Raw genomic sequence first — 16,892 nt, 5'->3', positions numbered from 1 at the left:
CGTTGTCCTCTCCGTTTATCTATATCTAAATCTAAGGATAAATCTTTTCTCCATTTTCAAGCATCAAAATAAACTCCTGAATCCGCTTCACACGAGTTTCTTGCTTCTTGGCCGTATGAATTCGGAACGTGATGGCATATTTATTTTGCCGATCCAGCGTATCATAGAAGGCCTTCGCCTCGCTATTCCTCTCCAATTCCAACGCAAAATCCTCAGGAATGGATGCATTACTTTGCGGTTCATAAGCTTTCTCCCACTGCCCATTCTTCTTGGCAACCTCAATCGCCTTCATGCCGGAAGGTTTCATACGTCCATTTGCAATCAGAATCTCTGCCTTATCTTTATTCACTTTGGACCAAATGCTTCTGACACCTCGAGGTGTAAAACGTTGAAACCAGCTCTGCTCGTCCGCTTTTTCTTTCTGGCTATCAATCCACCCATAACACAACGCGCTCTCAAGTGCTTGATCGTAGGAAACCGTTTGTATCCGTGCACCTTTCTTGGCGATTTGCAATCGGATGCCCGGAGAAGTATTATGATTTATCGCGAGCCACTGTTCAAAAGCAAGTTGATCTTCAAAATGCAGTTGTGGCAATTCATTTTTAGTATTCAAAAGTTTCGCCCCCTAGTTGTTCAATCATGACCTCGTCCATAATGATCGTATCTTGCGTTTCCATCTCGGTATTACGCTACGTTTTTCTTCTCATCAAAACGCCATACAAATAGACGCCAACAAAATACAGCGGAAAAAGAATGAGCCCCAACACCGTTATGCCTAAAATTTGAAACATCTTAGTTTCATCTACATCGTTATATGTGTTATAACCATAGAACATCCAGATAAGCCAAATGGTCACCAACACATAACCACATCTATACGCTTTCATTATACCTTCATCTCATCCTCTTCACCTAGGAATCCCAATATTTCAAGTGCCATTTTCAAAATCCCACGATTATTCTCATAACCATTCAGATTGTGTTCTGCCCAGGCATCCGTCGCATCATGCCACTTGACTCCCCGAATTTCCTCCGTTTGCGCTTTGAGTTCACCACTAAGCGCTTCGACTAAATAATAATGTGTTTCCTTCTCCACTTGTCCATGCTCGGTGTGCTCGAACTGATAATAATTGATGATAAGCGGCTGTATGATCTTGCCATCAATATTGGTTTCCTCTTTTATTTCTCGAAGCGCCGCTTGCTCTATCGTCTCCCCAGCCTCCATGCGACCTTTCGCAAAAGCCAGTTTCCGATAGCGATCCTCGATTAGTAATATTTGAATTTCATCGCCAATTTGTCGGTAAACGACTCCGCCTGCTGAGATTTCTTTTTTCATATGTTCACTTACCTCCAATCGAACGAAGCTCATCCCTTCTATTTTACAAATAGTACCAACAAAAAAGCAACCAAAGCGAGTAGCTTCAGTTGCTCGTATGTCATTATTTCGTTTCTTGCAGCCATAAAATGCTCGTAACACCGCGCGGGTAATACTTACTGCCTGTAATCTCACCGGAAATGATTTGATCACTCCAGCTCCAGATAGACAAGGTTGGGTGCGTCAACCAAGCAACATGGGCTGCATCCGCAGCTGCTCCCGTTTCATCCCAAGCTAGATTCAGGATTTCACGAGCGACGAATTGACACAAGTATATTTTGCTTAACCAGGAGTTATTACTTGTCGAGGAAAGTTTCCAACCACCGTCAGTGAATAGGCAAGTCCCTTCTACAAGGACAACATCCAGATGTTTTTTCAATGCTTTGATATAAAAGCCGTAACGACCATTGGCATCTAACGCAGACTTATTGCCTGTGAAGTAAGGAAATACTAAGCCTTCGATGGCTGGAATGATTTTGGAATCATTGCCTTCACCGACTACAGCTGGAATGTAACCTTCTTCTGTGACAAATGACGTTACTGTTTGTGCACATTTCAGAGCCTGCTCGCTTGCGATTTGAGCCAGATCTTCTCTGCCATTTTGAGCAAAGATAGTTTCCATCGCCACGTAAGCTGCCCAACATTTGCCTGCCATATAAATATTGTTACGCGATTGTCCCAGCGAGACATCTAAACTGTCATACGTTGTGATTTCTGCTCCACCCATCGTACGCGTGCTGTCCAAAGACATAATGCCATTGCGCAGTTCTGGATTCGGATGATCGCGATGGAGCATACTCGTTAAACATTTTTCGAAAATTGTGAGATTCGCTTGCAGCCACGCTTGATCATCGGTATGCGCCACATACGTTGCTCCGCATAATGTCCAGTTCACCAACTGCTCATGTGTCATATGGGAAAAACAGTCATCCAAACCATATAGCTCATAAGCTGAGTATCCTGGGCGAGAAAGTGTATTCGCTACGCCCATATCATGTGTAAACGAAATGCCCCCTGGATATTCCGTAGGATCGCCCGGGAAACTAACCCTGTCTTCATAACTATACCGTTTCACGAACATATCCAGCTCATTACGAACCGTCCAAGGATTCACAGCTAACTCATAAAATAACTGATCTACCGTCAAATCAAACGTGTTCATCATCCGATATTCGCCTTCATTGACGATCCAGAATGGCTCATCATCCATATCCAGTAGTTGTGTATTTCCATTATAGCTTCGGATCGCATGCGCAAGCATAAACTTCTGATCAGCCGACAAGCGCGAATTGGCAATGTTAGCGTCTGAGCTTTGAGCTAGTGCTGTTAATGTATCGAAATTGCCTAAAGCGTAATCAGCAACGGCTTCAATATTCTTGAATAAACGTGCATACGTATAGGATGCATCACGACCCGCAGTAACAATGCCTCCACGATGAAAACAAATTGCAAATTCATACGAACGTTTCTCACCAGCAGGTGTATCAGCGAATAAAGCGCCAACAGTACCGAGACCGAAGGTCAAGTTTTCTACAATTTTCATTTTCAAAATATCTTCGATACTAAAGTAAAGCCCTGAACGTACATCAGGATCTTTGGAAACAATCGCCGTAATTCGGCCTTGACCTATTCCCGCGGCGCCTTCCATCGTATCATCCAACCTGCGCATTGCGCTGTATGGATCTGTTCCCTGATACCCAAAGAATACACGTCTAGATGCCGTACCTTTAGTATTATCCACAGTAATCTTAGCAAGAACAGCTGGGACAAGCGCTAAACGTAACTCCTCATCACTTGCTGTTGTCGGATCTGGTACAGACTGCGTGGGAGAAATAAGACTGAATTCCAAATCGCCAGCTTTCCACGTATCTGTGCTGACTTTGAAGTCTCGTTGAATCTCTTCTTGTGCAAAAGGGAACACCGTTTTCTTTTTATTCGGCTTTGGATCCGGATTTTCGATATCATAACGAAGACTTTCGTCCTCACTCACATGCTCAAAGAAAGGCAATGCGTCATAAGTGCCGCCTTGTATCGTTTCTAGCCCAATATATATATTTTGCTTTGGCGGACGTGCTTGTTCAAGATCGAAGCCTCCGCTTTTGCCTGGAAATCCAAGTGTAAAACTAGCAAATGCGCCAATTGGCGAATGGTGTGCGTTGAAAAATTGATTCTTCATATTAGGATGATGCTCCTCTCAGTCATTTGCCCTTATTATACAATGATCGAAACCCTGAACCCATGGGCAATACAATCCTTCATTTGGACAAAAGAAACATTTGATTCCATCCTATTTAAGTGAGATAGTTATCGTATCCCGTACTTAAAAACCTTTTCCAAAGGAGTCAATATAGATGAAAGTCTTACAACAAGAATCCTTACCCGCTGGTCTCGATAATGTCGTTCAAGGCGGCATGCTGCCTGATGTGCAGGCATCTTTCCGAATTTTTGCCGCGCATCTTCGCAAGGTTAACGCGCAGTGGTCATTCCCTGAGCATCAACATCCGATGTTTGAGCTGAATCTTGTCGTAGAAGGCTCCCAACGCATGCGTGTTGGCGACAAGCATTTTGTACAACAGCATGGCGATTTGGTTTGGATACTTCCGAATGAAGTGCATGCAAGCTTGGGTGCAGTCGATGGCAATATGATGGAGTACGTGTGTGTACATTTAGAGGTAACTGATCCTTGGTTCCGTCAGCAATTAAGCCAAATTGGGCAAATCGTCCACCCGTCTGGGAGCAAAATGGAGAGTTTACTCCGCCCCATACTTATGGATCTCGCCCAAATAGCCAGAGAAAACACCGCTAGTGGGCTGAGTCTAAAGCTGCAGACGATGCATGCTTCATTTCGTATTTTCACCGCGTTAAGCGAGGTATTACTCGATGAGGCTGTCGTTTCTAATCAGCAAACAGGGGATTCGGGCTTAGCTGCGAAGCTAGCCGCATTAATTGAGCATCAAGCATCTGCACTACTAAAAGGGCAGGAACCGTTCCGAATAACGCACATTGCTAAGCAGCTCGGCTATAGCCCCGCACATTGTAATCGGGTATTTCATAAAGCTTATGGCGTCTCGCCACGTCATTATTTAAGCACAGTTAAGCTGCGTCAAGCCAAGCTCATGCTTATGGACCCCTCGCATTCTATCGAGTATATCGCCGAACAACTGGGATACAAGGATTTGTCGCAATTCAGCAAACAATTCAAACGATGGACGAATTTATCCCCTACCGCTTATAGACATCTTTCTTGGTGAAAATACGTTGGGTATTTCTGAAAATACCATAAGTCTTACAATCTTATCCTGTCCTATACTCATAGATATGTCTTTGGACTATGGATAAGGAGCAATGTCGATGAAATTACGAGGTTATAAATCCCTGTGGGAATGGAACGGGTTGTGGGAAGGGAAATTAGAGCAAATCATAGAAGCCGGTTATTACGGTGTCGAATACACGCCGCCTTCCGACGCTAAGGATGATCGTCAGTTTCGACAAGATTTGGACGACATGAACTTGTCGTTCATAGCACAAGTCGTGACGCGGGGCCCGAATCACATTCATTCTTTCCGTGAGCAGGTACTTCGCGCAGCTGAGCTGCATCCTGATCTGATCAATTCGCACAGCGCAGCCGATCGGATGACTGCCGATGAGCAGCTGCGGTTCTTCGAAGCGGCGCTGCGTGTAGAGCAAGAGATCGGGATACCGATCGCGCATGAGACGCATCGCGGGAGAGCTTTTTTCACGCCGTGGCAAACGGCGGCCGTATTGAAGCAGCTGCCGGAGCTTACAGTCGGCGCTGATTTCAGCCATTGGTGCGCAGCCTGCGAAAGCATGCCGAGTCCGCAGGATGCGGACGTCCAGCTGAGCTTAGCGCGCGCGATCCACATTCACGGACGCGTCGGCTACCCGGAAGGACCGCAGGTATCGGACCCGCGGGCACCAGAATTTGCAGTGCATGTGGAAACCTTCATCGGATTGTGGCTGACGATCTGTCAGCACCGATTCGATGCTGGAGCGGATACGATAACCTTCACGCCGGAATTCGGGCCGCCGCCGTATATGCCGGTGTTGCCTTTTACACAGCAACCTGTTTCAGACTTATGGGAAGTGAATTTGTGGATGTTTCAAACGTTTAAGAAGCGGTTTGAAGCGATGTTTCATTGAAAAAACGGAAGTCAATGATGTAGATACACATCATTGACTTCCGTTTTCAGTTTATTTGTAAATTGTCATCTTAAATATCTGACATTTTGAGCGTAAGGGAACCAGAGAACGCTATTTACAGCAAAACGACCTTGAATGGTATCGAAAGGGAACGACAGTGCGCTATTCACTCGAAAACCGCCAAAAACCACCAATACGAGCAAATAGCGCACTCACGTTCCCTTAGCTGCAAAAACTAGCCAATTACTTCGAAATAACGTATCTAGGTTCCCTTACTGTTTCAAATTCGGCTCCTCCATGCTAGTTAAACAGTTAAATTCGTAAATCCTTGCAACCAGATCATCTATCGTACCAATGATTTTATGTACCTCTGGCAGTTGATAAAACGTACACGTTTTTTCCATATCATTAATCTCTCACTTAGCTTTCCTCCGTTTTCCGCTCCTTTTATTTCCCCTTTTGTTGCTTCTTCCTCCTGCCTCCTTCTATTGCTCTTTTACATATTTCTCAGCTAAAATCTTCAATTGCTCATTCCGATAATTCAAGAATCGTGTCATATATCTCTTCAACACTACTCTCTCAACCAACCATCCGATCCAGCCTAGCGGAGCCTCAAAACTTAACATATCTTTCATCAACGTTGTGTCACCTAAATCAATAAACTCGTGTTCGTGCCTCATACTTTTAAAAGTCCCCTGCAACATTTCATCAACAAATCGGTAAGGTCGCACATAATTCGATATGAGTGACGTGTGCTTTTGCCTAATTAGAAAGTGTCTTGCCTCAAAAGTAACCGTATCCCCTCCACGAACCATGCCAGTTGTTGTTCCAGCTATCGCTCGTTCCTTGGTATATGGCCAGACAGTCTGCGTATGTATGTCAATATTCGAAGCCATGTCAAAACAAACATCAATGGATGCCTTAATTTCGATTTGTGTGAGTATCTTAATCACTGGATGCACCTCTTGGGAATTTAATTGCAAATTTTTTAAATGATTCTAATTGGGTTCGGATCTACGACGATACTATATAATTTATATAAATAATAAGCGTGTAAAATAAAAAACAACCAGAAAAACACTCGTTTCTTGCGATATGCCCAAACATTTAAAAAACAGAATGCGATAGTAAGTATTGTTCCGACAATGAAATAGAAAATAACGAATGATTGGGTTGACTCTATGCCCATTTGACTAACTAATTTACCTACATATAAAGCCATATCCGCGGTGAGGAAAATCCAATACAGTAGAAACAAACAGATATAAAAGAAAACAGTAACTATCCAAAATGTCATTTTTTTTATTCTAGTCACTACGACACTACTCCTTTGTCTTTTCCAAGTCACTGAGTTCCTCGTTTTCTCTAATCTACTTAACACTCCAATCTTATAATTGATTTCCAATTCGACACACACGACCTATCTCCTTCGACATAATGCAAAAAAACAGCCTCCCAAGGGAGACTGCCACGATTCACATTTACCTTTTAATTACTTATAAATTCCTGAACCCACTCACCGTTATAATAAGCAACACCTATTTGTGTGAAGTTCGGACTTAGAATGTTTTGACGGTGACCGGTACTGTTCATCCATGCTGTCATGACGGCTGCAGGGGATTGCTGACCCTTAGCGATATTTTCACCCGCGTAGGAATAATGAATGCCGTAGGAGCTCATCATATCAAAAGGTGACCCGTAAGTTGGCGATGTATGATCGAAATATCCGTTATTGTACATGTCTTTCGCTTTATCCAGCGCCATCGCGGTAAGAGCGCTATTGCTGGTCAAAGGCTTCAATCCAGCCTTCGTTCTCTCCTGGTTTACTAAGGTAACCACTTGACTGGCAAAAGTGGATTGCGTTGGTGTCGGTGTAACTGTAGGTGCTGGCGTAACCTGTGGTTTCGTCACAACAGTTGTACCCGTGCTCCCAGGAATGTTGAGCTTCATGCCCGACCAAATCACGTTCGGATTGGCTACCTGTGGATTCGCATTAATCAGTGAAGTAAGGCTGACGCCATATTTCTTAGAGATTAGCCACATGGTATCGTTGCCTGCTACCGTGTGTGTTCCTGTTGCAGCAAATGCTGCGTTCGCCCCCATCAAGACAGTCAAACCTAAGGCTCCTGTAACAATAAGCTTCTTGTAACGTTTCACTATAAACCTCTCCTTTTTGTGGCCTGCGAGGTTAGCTGTCGGATTCGGATCAAAGAGTAATCACCCGGCCGCGCATAACGCGACTTCACCCCAAAGATTGGTTCCCCCGTGCTTCAAAAAAGCTTCGGCCTTCTAAGTTTTGGATCCAGCTTGGATCTCAACGATTGTAACATGGGAAATCAATGAGATCATGACTCAAAATTTACCATCAACAACACGATCTGGATATATCCTCCTTCATTCATACAACTTTTCCCAGCATCCTGCGTCTAATTTAGTAGCAATACTAACTTAGAAAAGGGTGATAGGTTTGAAGAAAATTGCCATCAAATGCTCGATTGTCATACTCGGATTGATGTGCGGGTTGTTACCGTTACTTCCAATGCAAGCTTCAGCAAGCGTATCTGTGAAGGCATCTCTGCCCTATTTTCCAATTCAAATCAATGGTCAAGACATGGACATTGCCCATAGCCAATACCCGTTTCTGGTGTATAAAGACATCACTTACCTACCCATGACGTGGAACAATTTCCAAACACTCGGCATTGAGTACAACTGGAGTGAATCCGATGGATTGCAGATTTGGTCAAACCGGAACTTTCCCCCGCCAATTCGTCAAACTCCACTTGAACAGGATCTAACAACCAAAAGTCATGCAAATAGTTACTTTGTCCAAGTTTCCGATGTACCCATCACGATGAATCAAGTAGAAATTAATAATAAAACAGAGCCTTACCCTTTTCTAACGTATCAGGATGTGACTTATATGCCTTTGACTTGGCGATTTGTCCATGATCTTCTTCAGATAGACATACAATGGAGTGATGATGAAGGGCTATCGCTAGTTGGCGGGCAAAATGCCATCTATTCCATTATAGGTGACGATGATCGTTCGCTATATTTCTACTCCCTGCTTTCCGCGGACCGTACAAAATCCATGCTTAAGATGGATAAAAGCAACTATCAAATCGAATGGAAAAACAATGAAGAGCAAGATCAATTTATCAAAAGCCTTTCTACATCTCCACATCCATTTGCTGGTAAACCGGTAGAGTTAGTGCGTAAAGATCGCGATTTGTTCTACGGTAATGTAAAAGTACACACACTCACAGACTCCGATGTATGGGAATCGGCAGCCTGGGGAGCACCTGTCCATACGTACACCGCTTTTCCAGTTGGCGATCAACGGGTAATCTTATCCATTAATTTGACCTTGCCGATTGCCGCGATTGGTCCAAATTATGGTACGACGTATACATTTCTTATTCAAAATGGGAACGTGACACGACTCGAAGACTTCAATCAAAAGCTAGACCGCGTCATCCCGAACCCAGACGGTACTGTGTGGATTGCTTCTGCTAAATTACCTAGTCGAAATGGCTTTATTTCGGGTAGTGCCCGCGTTGGCTTGCTAGACCAAGAAGGAACTCTTCACATGGTAAATGAACGGCTTCATGAATTGGATGTCAATACATTAGGTATAACAAACCTTTCATTATCCAATCCTGCCTCTACCGATGGAAGCCTCTATATCGTACTTAATGGCATTTCGAATAAGGATTATGCTGTGCAAGACACGGCTGGGCTGTACACACTGAATACGAAATTAGAAACAAAACGTTTATCCGACTATGTTTTTGGCGATTATTATTTGGATAAAAATAGAAACATTTTCATTAAACATCGTAACAACACAATTGAGAATCTAACTACTGGTGAGATGCGAACATGGTTTGATTATGACTTAGCTAAAATGAAATAAAAATACGCGTGATAGAAATAAAAGAGGCTATTGGATATAAATCCATTAGCCTCTTTCAGATTTGTGCAATTCAGCAAAAATAAGCTTGAATACTCAAGCTTGTATATGTTCTATTTTAAAATTTGCCTACGGATAGCGCTTGATATTCCCACAACACATGCTGTACCTCTTTTAATCGTTCCTCATGGCATTGAATAATGACTGCCAGCTCAGGTAATCGCTCTTTTTTCCGTATAACATGTTTAAGTAGCTTAGTTTGTATGATGCGCGTGAGCCAATACCCAATATTAAATCCGCAAATGGCGCAAATAACTCCCCAAATAATAGGCCCCAAATACAGAATGAAGCCGAAACTAATCCCTATGACAGAGAATGCCGTAGATGTTGCCATGCCAACCTCAAAGGCCAGCGTTTTCTTATTCGGATTTGAATTGTAATTATGATCGGGTATGTCCATATAGTTATCCATCATGACGGTCATGATTTCATTACGAGGTAGACCCATCTGTTCAAGTACAGCTAGTGCTTCCTCCACTTCAATCGAGTGCTCAAAAGTACTAATGATCAGCATGCGGGTCATCCTCCTTCTCAAACAAACGTAATGGAAAATGTGGATACTTTTCTGCTAAGTATTGCTTCTGCTCCAGACGAAAAAGTCGATTATGATCTTGCGCTGTCATAAATGCGTCATACATAGCGCCCCCGAAGACTGACGGCATAAATAATAGCCAATGTGGATCTAGCAGTGCGGTCGATTTGGACAACTTACCCAGTATGAGATAAAGGGTGGCTTCATGTGATCGTGACATGGTCAGATAAATAAACCACCAGAATACCCCATAGAATCCTAATATGAGTCGGTTATTGTATAGCTGGCCGAGTCCAGGGAAAACAAAAGAACAGACCAAAGCTGCTCCAGGTCTCTTGAAGCTTATATTCGTAATCGTCCAAGGTTTAATTAAATTGGAAGTAATTCTTGCTCCTTCAAGCTTTGCCAGATGGTATTGCTTATTCGCATCGATCGCTTTGATATAACTATCCCATATCGCGAACAAGTAAACGATGGCATAGGCGAATGCCCATCTTGGCTCAATAACTTGTGCAGCCAATTCGAATTTCCCACTGAAGGAGTAATAGATCGCCTCATTGATTCTAGCAAGTGAATTGATAGCCACTTCCCATGCTGATAAAAGAAATCCGCGTATAAATTGATGGAGCAGGAAATGACCGAATCCTGGAAAGGATGCCGACCACCACGCTATTAACTTTGGATCCTGCCAGCGCAGGCTGCTTAAACCGTCCATACTTAATAACGCTTGCTGTCTTCGTGGGTGATGGCCTTGTAAAGAACTCAAGTTCGATTGATTCTCCTTGTCGATTGATATTTTTGATCAATCCAATGCTTTTTCAGCTGTATAAATACAAGAACACACAGTGTCTGTACGATGAGATAGACGCAAAAAGAGTAACTTAATTTCCAGTGTCGATACTGAAAAACATCAAAATAAACATTTAAAGATTCATAGGCTGTTCCTATTAATGAACAACATAAAATATAGACAGGAATCATCAACCCACGAATACGAAACCGCGTGTAATAATAAGCAAAAAAATAACCAAATACAGGATATAAACACCATGTTAGGGTATCTGCAAGATCGAAATTCGGATAAATATTCGTGTTATAGAGGTCAAACGGTGGTACGGCAATAATCGTATCCAAACTTTTGGCCGTATTCAGACTGAAAAGCATCATGATGATACTTACGGATTTAGGCATGTTACTTGGCAAAACCCACATGAAACCATAACTTAACACGAGACACACGAGTGTAAATAGCGTATTGCGTTGCAATAATACCTCAAGATGACTCAAATGGAATTCCTTCCTTTCGCATAACCAAACGATACAATAGTAGTGCAACTCCTGTGCAAATAAGGAGCAAGATGCTTTCCAAACATGACCAAGATACTCTCCACTGTTCAGAGTACTGAACAATTCCTAAGTTTTGCATACAAAATTTTAATACCATATGAAAGATTGAGAACATACAGATGGACAAAGTCTTGTACAATAATCCACGTATTTTTATTAACTGCTCCATGGCCCATATCACAATAATCGGCGTAATCACTTGTTGATATATGATTCTTAATATGATATCCGGCAACCGAGGCGAAGGAATCAATAACTGATAATTCAAGGTGATAATCATAAAGTAGACACCGTGCAGCAAAAGTACAATTAACCAGCAAAAGATTGTTTCGAACATTTGCAACTTTCGCTTTATAACGAAAAAAGTGATGATGGTCAGGATATAAAAAGTAATGAGTAGAATATTTCCCATGCTTGCAGCACCATTGTCCCCTTCATCAATACGTGTTTTTTACAAATATGCCCAACTTCGCTCACATTTAGTACTGAGCAGAAAAAGCACAACTCGCCACTAATCTTATTAGAATTAAAAACATGATATACTAGAACTTATTGTTTTCGTTGATCCGTATTAAGAGTTAGGAGTGATGTCATATGTTTGAAAATAAGGTAAGAATCGCTTTAGGTACGAACAATCAAGCAAAACGAGCTGCTGTAGTGGCGGCTACGGGGATAGAACCGATTTGTAACGCTGTCCCTTCTGGTGTTTCTGACCAGCCAATGACGGAAGATGAAACCATTATTGGTGCGATCACAAGGGCCAAAAATGTGCTTGCGGCAGTACCTGAAGCCGACTTTGGACTTGGACTCGAAGGTGGCCTTATGCATGACAGCATCCATACGATGCAGTGGTATCTCTTCTCCGTGTGTGCTGCTTGGGACGGGAATCGACTCTATGTCGGTAAAGGGCTTTATTTCCCCATCCCCCATGAAATTGGCGAGAAACTATTACAAGGTGGAACTGAGTTGCGTCACATCATAGATGAACTGAGCAGCACGATCGGGAGTAATCACAAAGAAGGTGCTTATGGTTTATTTACAAATGGTCGAATTACACGAAGTGATGTTTTTCGTGATGCGGTCATAGCAGCTCTAACACCTTTTCAATCCACGTTTTATAAGTAAAAATAGGCCAACGAAAAGTGAAAAAGGGCTGCCCGCAAGTAGATGATTCTACTAGTAGGTGCCCTCTTTGTTTCACTTATAAATCGGTGCAATGCGGTCAATCCGGTTCGTCCATATTCCGCCGGAGTAGGAAGCTGGAAGCCGCTCCAAATCCGCTGGTGTGTCAAACCCGGTTGAAAACTCCGTGCCGTTCCCACCAACCACGATCACTCGGGTATCCACTTTATCCATTCGGTTTAAAAACTTGTTCGGCCATCCCCACAAGAGCGGAGCCAATTTTTCCGGAATATGAATCTGAATATGCTCACAGGAGGCAGGTATGCTACCTGTCCATCCATATGCAAGGTACGGGAGTAGACAGTTTTTCATCGTATCCACAGAAATGACTCGCGTGTCTGGCAGCTTTTCCTTCACAATAGATACAGGTAAATCGCCACCATATATGGTCAACTGGCTCCTCCGTTCGGGTGAAAGCTTAGCCAACATATCTGCGAATAAGTTGCCTTCCTTGCGATCGTCGGTTTTGATATGAATGAGGAGCATCTTGTCCGCAAACTGTGTGAGCACTTCATTGAAGGAGGGCATTAATCCAATGCCTTTTCCTCGAAAAGGGTACGACTTTCCATTATCAGCCGTGTACCCGTAACCTATATCCACCTTTTTCAGTTCAGCCATGGTGTAGTCTTTTGACTGCCCTTTGACATTCGTCCGACAGTCCAGCGTCCAATCATGAAATACGGCAAATTGATCATCTTTGGTTATATGAATATCGAATTCAACCTCATCGGCCCCGGCATCAAATGCGGCTTGCATGGAAGGAATCGTGTTCTCCAGATACGGATGTTCCGGCACAAAGATTCGCTCAGCGGTACACGTATCGTTCTTCAAGTCTTCGGTGTGGAACGTTTGCGCGAGTCCACGATGAGCCATTAGAAATGGACTTCCAGTCCGTTCTTTGGCAAGTAATGATGTGTTATTTATATAGATGAATACAATGAGAATGAGCAAAACCCATACTAGCTTACTTTTGAATAGCTTTCGTAATCGCTTCATACGTCCTCCGTTGTAATAATGTCCGCTTGAAGGCAATCCTCAATTTCATCATCCAACCTGTTGATTGTGAGCAAGGCACTAGTCCGTTTAGCAACCAGCAATTCGACTGATTGATTGATATGAAATTGTTCATATTCTGTTGCTTTTACTCGCACTTTCATTAACTTTCCATTTGGTTTTCGAATATGAATACGGTATTCTTCGATGAATTCTACTTTAGCCACTATTTTCTCCGCATCTTTTTGGATGAGATCTATACTAATAATGACAGCTAGAATGAGAAAAAGACCCAGACAAAAACTGAAAATAACAATAAAACCAACAGGGCGATGGTCTCCAATATTAATGATGAGTTGTACCAAAGATAAGAAGAAAAAAATACAAACACTCGCAAGTTGAGATTTTAATGATCGTTCGTATAGTTTCACAGTTAGCCCCCCTCCATAGAATGTATTCGTGAAAAGCTTCCAATTCCCTTTTTATGCGTCGTATAGAGCAATCAATCAAAAAAATAGCCCGCTAGAGCTTCTATAGCTCCAACGGGCAAGTATACATCTTAAACATTAACGAGATTTCCTTTTTCGCTTATGGAATACAAACCAAGCGACTCCGATCGTTCCTGCCGCGAGCACAACGCTAAACAAAAGAATATAACTAAGATGAAATAGTTGCAACGAATCCCCTCCTCTGTCGGCCACCCTTATCTTTCCTTCTTCATTTAGTCTGAGTCACGCGATACTAAACTATCCCCTATTCAAAGAAAAAGACCCGCGCTTCGCACGGATCTCCTCTTAAATCTTCTTAACAAACTCCGACTTTAACTTCATGGCGCCGAAATCATCGATTTTACAATCAATATCATGATCGCCTTCGACTAAGCGAATGTTTTTCACTTTTGTACCAATTTTGATAACGGATGAAGTCCCTTTGACTTTCAAATCTTTGATGACCGTCACAGAATCACCATCTTTTAGCACATTACCATTCGCGTCTTTGACCACTTTCTGCTCATCGCCGTTCTCCTCTTCACTAACTGATGACGACCACTCATGCGCACATTCCGGGCACACCAGTAAATTGCCATCTTCATACGTATAGGCAGATTGGCATTTTGGGCAATTAGACAATTCTTCCATGCTGTCAATTCCTCCATTCAATAGTGCTAATAGTGCCACAAATGAGGAGAAATGACAAGGCTGGGACTGCCAAAACTATCTTATATCGACCAAAGGTAGAGCCCGTTTCCTCGCCTTCAAAGCCAAATAACAAGCCGTTAAAATCGCCCCTGATGTTCCGCATATGATATCCGTCATCGTATCAAGTAGGCTACCATTCTGTGAATTTAGACCGAAGAGATGGTCCGTCGCGAACTCATAAATCTCCCAAACTCCTGCCATGGCAATTGAAAAGAACAAACACAGCCACACCGCGACATGTGATGAAGGTGGTTCCGTTCCCTTTGGATGATCAGCGGCTTTAGTATAAATCAATAAACCGATGAAGCAAAGGATTACGCCGGAGAAAAGATGCTCAATTTTATCCAGATAAGGGATGACACCATAATAGCCGAATTCATTCGCAAGGAACATCGTGATAAAAATAAATAACAGCACACAAAAACGCAGCGAGGTAAACATGGTCGACTTCGTCCATTTAACTACGAGTCGGATGAGCAGAAGTACAGCCGCAATGAGCACCGCTTGAAACATTTTCGCCCCGTTGCCTTTTACAAGAAAGTAAACAAAGCAACCTCCTGCCAGCACATACATCGCAAACTCAAAGAGATCATTCCACCGATCTTTGCCCTTCATCTGGTTCATCTCCCCTGTTGCATATTGAGAAAAGGAAGCACCTTTTTCCGGTATTTTACCAATTACTTCACTATCCTATGCCTCTACGAGAACGAAATGAATGACTGTTTATTTAAAAATAGAAAAATCCCGCCTATCCGTTTATCAGAGAAGGGCGGGTTCATTCCTGATTATTTCTTGTCTGCAAGCCATGTAGATAACGAACTGATCTCATCATCGGATAGCTTTCCTTTAAAAGCAGGCATTGCACCCTTCCCGTTCGCAATTATCGCGGTGAGTTGTTCTTTCGAGTGCTTTCCGCCAACCTTCTGAAGATTCGGCCCGACTAAACCTTCCAGATTGGCGCCATGACAGCTGACACAATTGGCTTTAAATACCGTCTGTGCATCAGCTTTGGTTGTTGTTCCTGTACTTGCCGATGCAGTTGGCGCAGTTGTTGTGCCTGCACTTGGGCTAGGTGTCGTTTCACTTTTTCCGCAAGCCGATAAAGCTCCAGCAAGCAAGAGGGTGAGGACTACGATCTTTCTGTTCATGAGTATGCTTCTCCTCACATTCATAGGTTCTTAACATGGTTAGAAATCGGAAACCTACCACTACATTACCCACGTTTCCATATTTTCATGCAAATCATGCATAGGAAATACGCTTACAGATCAACATATCCATAACTACCCAGAAGTACATAAAATTCCATGGAGGTATGACAAGTTGGCTGACAAAAACACGAATAATCATACACCTGATCACTCACGTCGCCGTTTTCTCAAGTACACCGGAACTGCCATTGGTGGCGTGGTGGTTGGTGGCGTCATTGGAAGCGCAGTATCTGGAGGGTTTAAGAAAGATATATCCCAGACCTCTCCTTCACCTACAACAAGTCCTAATCCACAAGTCACAGCTGATTATAATCAAGCACCGATGTTCTTCAATCAATCCCAACTGCAAATCGCTGAAGCCGCAGCTGAACGAATATTCCCTAAGGATGACAGCGGACCAGGAGCTGCAGAGCTTGGCGTTGCCTTTTATATTGACCATCAGCTAGCGAGCCCTTGGGGGGTGAATGCTCGCACCTATCGGATGGGACCATTCGTGAAAGGTGAAGTCACTCAGGGGGATTACCTCAGCATTCAACGCCATGAGCTCGTAACAATGGGGTTAAATAGCCTTGAAGAAACAGCCAAAACCAAATATACGAAAGGATTCGTAGATATTAAACCTGAAGAACAAGATGCGATTCTGACCTCCATGGAAAAAGGTGAAATCAGCGTCGTAAATGGGATTACAGGTAAAACCTTTTTCAACCTATTTCGAGTACTCGTGATGGAAGGTGTCTACTCCGATCCCTTATATGGCGGGAATAAGAATATGGCTGGTTGGAAAATGCGTAAGTACCCAGGCAACCAAATGACCTATACGAACATGATTGATAAAGATCAATTCGTTGTCATGGAACCTCGCAGCTTGCACGATCATTTCGTTCATTAAGGAACAAATCTCACGAAGAAAGGAAAT

20 protein-coding genes and 1 riboswitch are annotated in these 16,892 nt (G+C 43.0%); of the genes, 5 read left to right on the top strand and 15 right to left on the bottom strand.

The genetic code is table 11. The annotated features are described in order from the left end of the window. Positions 1-31: 31 nt before the first annotated feature. The 4 genes from ASL11_RS26120 to ASL11_RS26105 all read right to left on the bottom strand — a co-directional run bounded on the left by ASL11_RS26120 (position 32) and on the right by ASL11_RS26105 (position 3,551). Positions 32-613 carry a YdeI/OmpD-associated family protein gene (locus tag ASL11_RS26120; RefSeq protein WP_056621362.1) on the bottom strand — a complete coding sequence of 194 codons (582 nt, stop codon included), beginning with the start codon at positions 611-613 and terminating at the stop codon, positions 32-34. 76 nt (positions 614-689) lie between these two features. Continuing rightward, entirely contained in the window at positions 690-887 is a 198-nt protein-coding gene (locus ASL11_RS26115) for a hypothetical protein (RefSeq protein ID WP_056621360.1), read from the bottom strand. Further along, positions 887-1,336: an NUDIX hydrolase gene (locus ASL11_RS26110; RefSeq protein ID WP_056621357.1), complete on the bottom strand. Its 450-nt coding sequence runs from the start codon at positions 1,334-1,336 to the stop codon at positions 887-889. Before ASL11_RS26110 ends, ASL11_RS26115 begins: the two co-directional genes overlap by 1 nt. Positions 1,337-1,439: 103 nt before the next feature. Beyond that, a complete protein-coding gene (locus ASL11_RS26105; protein ID WP_056621356.1) occupies positions 1,440-3,551 on the bottom strand; it encodes a glycoside hydrolase family 52 protein in 2,112 nt (703 codons plus the stop codon). A 175-nt stretch (positions 3,552-3,726) separates the two neighbouring features. On the opposite strand from ASL11_RS26105, the gene ASL11_RS26100 reads away from it, so the two are divergent. Both ASL11_RS26100 and ASL11_RS26095 read left to right on the top strand, forming a co-directional pair. Further along, positions 3,727-4,626, top strand: a complete 900-nt coding sequence (locus ASL11_RS26100; RefSeq protein ID WP_056621354.1) for a helix-turn-helix domain-containing protein — start codon at positions 3,727-3,729, stop codon at positions 4,624-4,626. 100 nt (positions 4,627-4,726) lie between these two features. Further along, a complete protein-coding gene (locus ASL11_RS26095; protein ID WP_056621352.1) occupies positions 4,727-5,536 on the top strand; it encodes a sugar phosphate isomerase/epimerase family protein in 810 nt (269 codons plus the stop codon). A 272-nt stretch (positions 5,537-5,808) separates the two neighbouring features. Here the strand turns inward: ASL11_RS26095 and ASL11_RS37905 are convergent, their stop codons facing one another. From ASL11_RS37905 to ASL11_RS26080, 3 genes are all read right to left on the bottom strand, one after another. Continuing rightward, positions 5,809-5,940, bottom strand: a complete 132-nt coding sequence (locus tag ASL11_RS37905; protein ID WP_268796237.1) for a hypothetical protein — start codon at positions 5,938-5,940, stop codon at positions 5,809-5,811. Between the two features lie 81 nt (positions 5,941-6,021). Continuing rightward, positions 6,022-6,489, bottom strand: a complete 468-nt coding sequence (locus ASL11_RS26090) for an SRPBCC family protein (RefSeq protein WP_056621350.1) — start codon at positions 6,487-6,489, stop codon at positions 6,022-6,024. 535 nt (positions 6,490-7,024) lie between these two features. Continuing rightward, positions 7,025-7,693 carry a CAP domain-containing protein gene (locus tag ASL11_RS26080; protein ID WP_056621346.1) on the bottom strand — a complete coding sequence of 223 codons (669 nt, stop codon included), beginning with the start codon at positions 7,691-7,693 and terminating at the stop codon, positions 7,025-7,027. A gap of 5 nt (positions 7,694-7,698) precedes the next feature. Continuing rightward, a riboswitch (cyclic di-AMP (ydaO/yuaA leader) is annotated at positions 7,699-7,833 on the bottom strand. Positions 7,834-8,003: 170 nt separating this feature from the next. Here ASL11_RS26080 and ASL11_RS26075 point away from each other — a divergent pair. Beyond that, a complete protein-coding gene (locus ASL11_RS26075; RefSeq protein WP_056621344.1) occupies positions 8,004-9,455 on the top strand; it encodes a hypothetical protein in 1,452 nt (483 codons plus the stop codon). Between the two features lie 115 nt (positions 9,456-9,570). On the opposite strand, the gene ASL11_RS26070 is transcribed toward ASL11_RS26075, so the two are convergent. From ASL11_RS26070 to ASL11_RS26060, 3 genes are read right to left on the bottom strand one after another with little or no spacing between them, the layout of a single operon-like run. After that, the gene (locus tag ASL11_RS26070; RefSeq protein ID WP_056621342.1) at positions 9,571-10,026 is read right to left on the bottom strand and encodes a hypothetical protein; all 456 of its coding nucleotides are present in this window, start codon (positions 10,024-10,026) and stop codon (positions 9,571-9,573) included. After that, complete coding sequence (locus ASL11_RS26065) at positions 10,013-10,810, bottom strand: hypothetical protein (RefSeq protein WP_056621340.1); 798 nt, start codon at positions 10,808-10,810, stop codon at positions 10,013-10,015. The genes ASL11_RS26070 and ASL11_RS26065 overlap by 14 nt, the downstream gene beginning before the upstream one ends. Next, positions 10,807-11,331: a hypothetical protein gene (locus tag ASL11_RS26060; protein WP_056621338.1), complete on the bottom strand. Its 525-nt coding sequence runs from the start codon at positions 11,329-11,331 to the stop codon at positions 10,807-10,809. The genes ASL11_RS26065 and ASL11_RS26060 overlap by 4 nt, the downstream gene beginning before the upstream one ends. A 654-nt stretch (positions 11,332-11,985) precedes the next feature. Here ASL11_RS26060 and ASL11_RS26050 point away from each other — a divergent pair. After that, a complete protein-coding gene (locus ASL11_RS26050) occupies positions 11,986-12,516 on the top strand; it encodes a DUF84 family protein (protein WP_056621333.1) in 531 nt (176 codons plus the stop codon). Positions 12,517-12,588: 72 nt separating this feature from the next. On the opposite strand, the gene ASL11_RS26045 is transcribed toward ASL11_RS26050, so the two are convergent. The 5 genes from ASL11_RS26045 to ASL11_RS26025 form a co-directional block, all read right to left on the bottom strand. Then, positions 12,589-13,569, bottom strand: coding sequence for a glycerophosphodiester phosphodiesterase family protein (locus ASL11_RS26045; RefSeq protein WP_056621331.1), 981 nt, complete (start codon positions 13,567-13,569; stop codon positions 12,589-12,591). Then, positions 13,566-13,997, bottom strand: a complete 432-nt coding sequence (locus ASL11_RS26040) for a hypothetical protein (RefSeq protein WP_056621329.1) — start codon at positions 13,995-13,997, stop codon at positions 13,566-13,568. The genes ASL11_RS26045 and ASL11_RS26040 overlap by 4 nt, the downstream gene beginning before the upstream one ends. 363 nt (positions 13,998-14,360) lie before the next feature. Beyond that, positions 14,361-14,705, bottom strand: a complete 345-nt coding sequence (locus tag ASL11_RS26035; RefSeq protein ID WP_056621324.1) for a zinc ribbon domain-containing protein YjdM — start codon at positions 14,703-14,705, stop codon at positions 14,361-14,363. Positions 14,706-14,780: 75 nt separating this feature from the next. Continuing rightward, positions 14,781-15,380, bottom strand: a complete 600-nt coding sequence (locus tag ASL11_RS26030) for a hypothetical protein (RefSeq protein ID WP_056621322.1) — start codon at positions 15,378-15,380, stop codon at positions 14,781-14,783. Positions 15,381-15,550: 170 nt separating this feature from the next. Next, complete coding sequence (locus ASL11_RS26025) at positions 15,551-15,913, bottom strand: c-type cytochrome (protein WP_056621320.1); 363 nt, start codon at positions 15,911-15,913, stop codon at positions 15,551-15,553. A 175-nt stretch (positions 15,914-16,088) separates the two neighbouring features. Between ASL11_RS26025 and ASL11_RS26020 the strand changes: the two genes are divergently transcribed. After that, positions 16,089-16,865, top strand: a complete 777-nt coding sequence (locus tag ASL11_RS26020) for a gluconate 2-dehydrogenase subunit 3 family protein (protein WP_056621318.1) — start codon at positions 16,089-16,091, stop codon at positions 16,863-16,865. Positions 16,866-16,892: the final 27 nt, after the last annotated feature.

The organism is Paenibacillus sp. Soil750, assembly GCF_001428045.1.
GTDB lineage: Bacteria > Bacillota > Bacilli > Paenibacillales > NBRC-103111 > Paenibacillus_E > Paenibacillus_E allorhizoplanae.
Note: the sequence above shows the minus strand (reverse complement) of the source record. Positions and strands in the feature narration are given on the sequence as shown.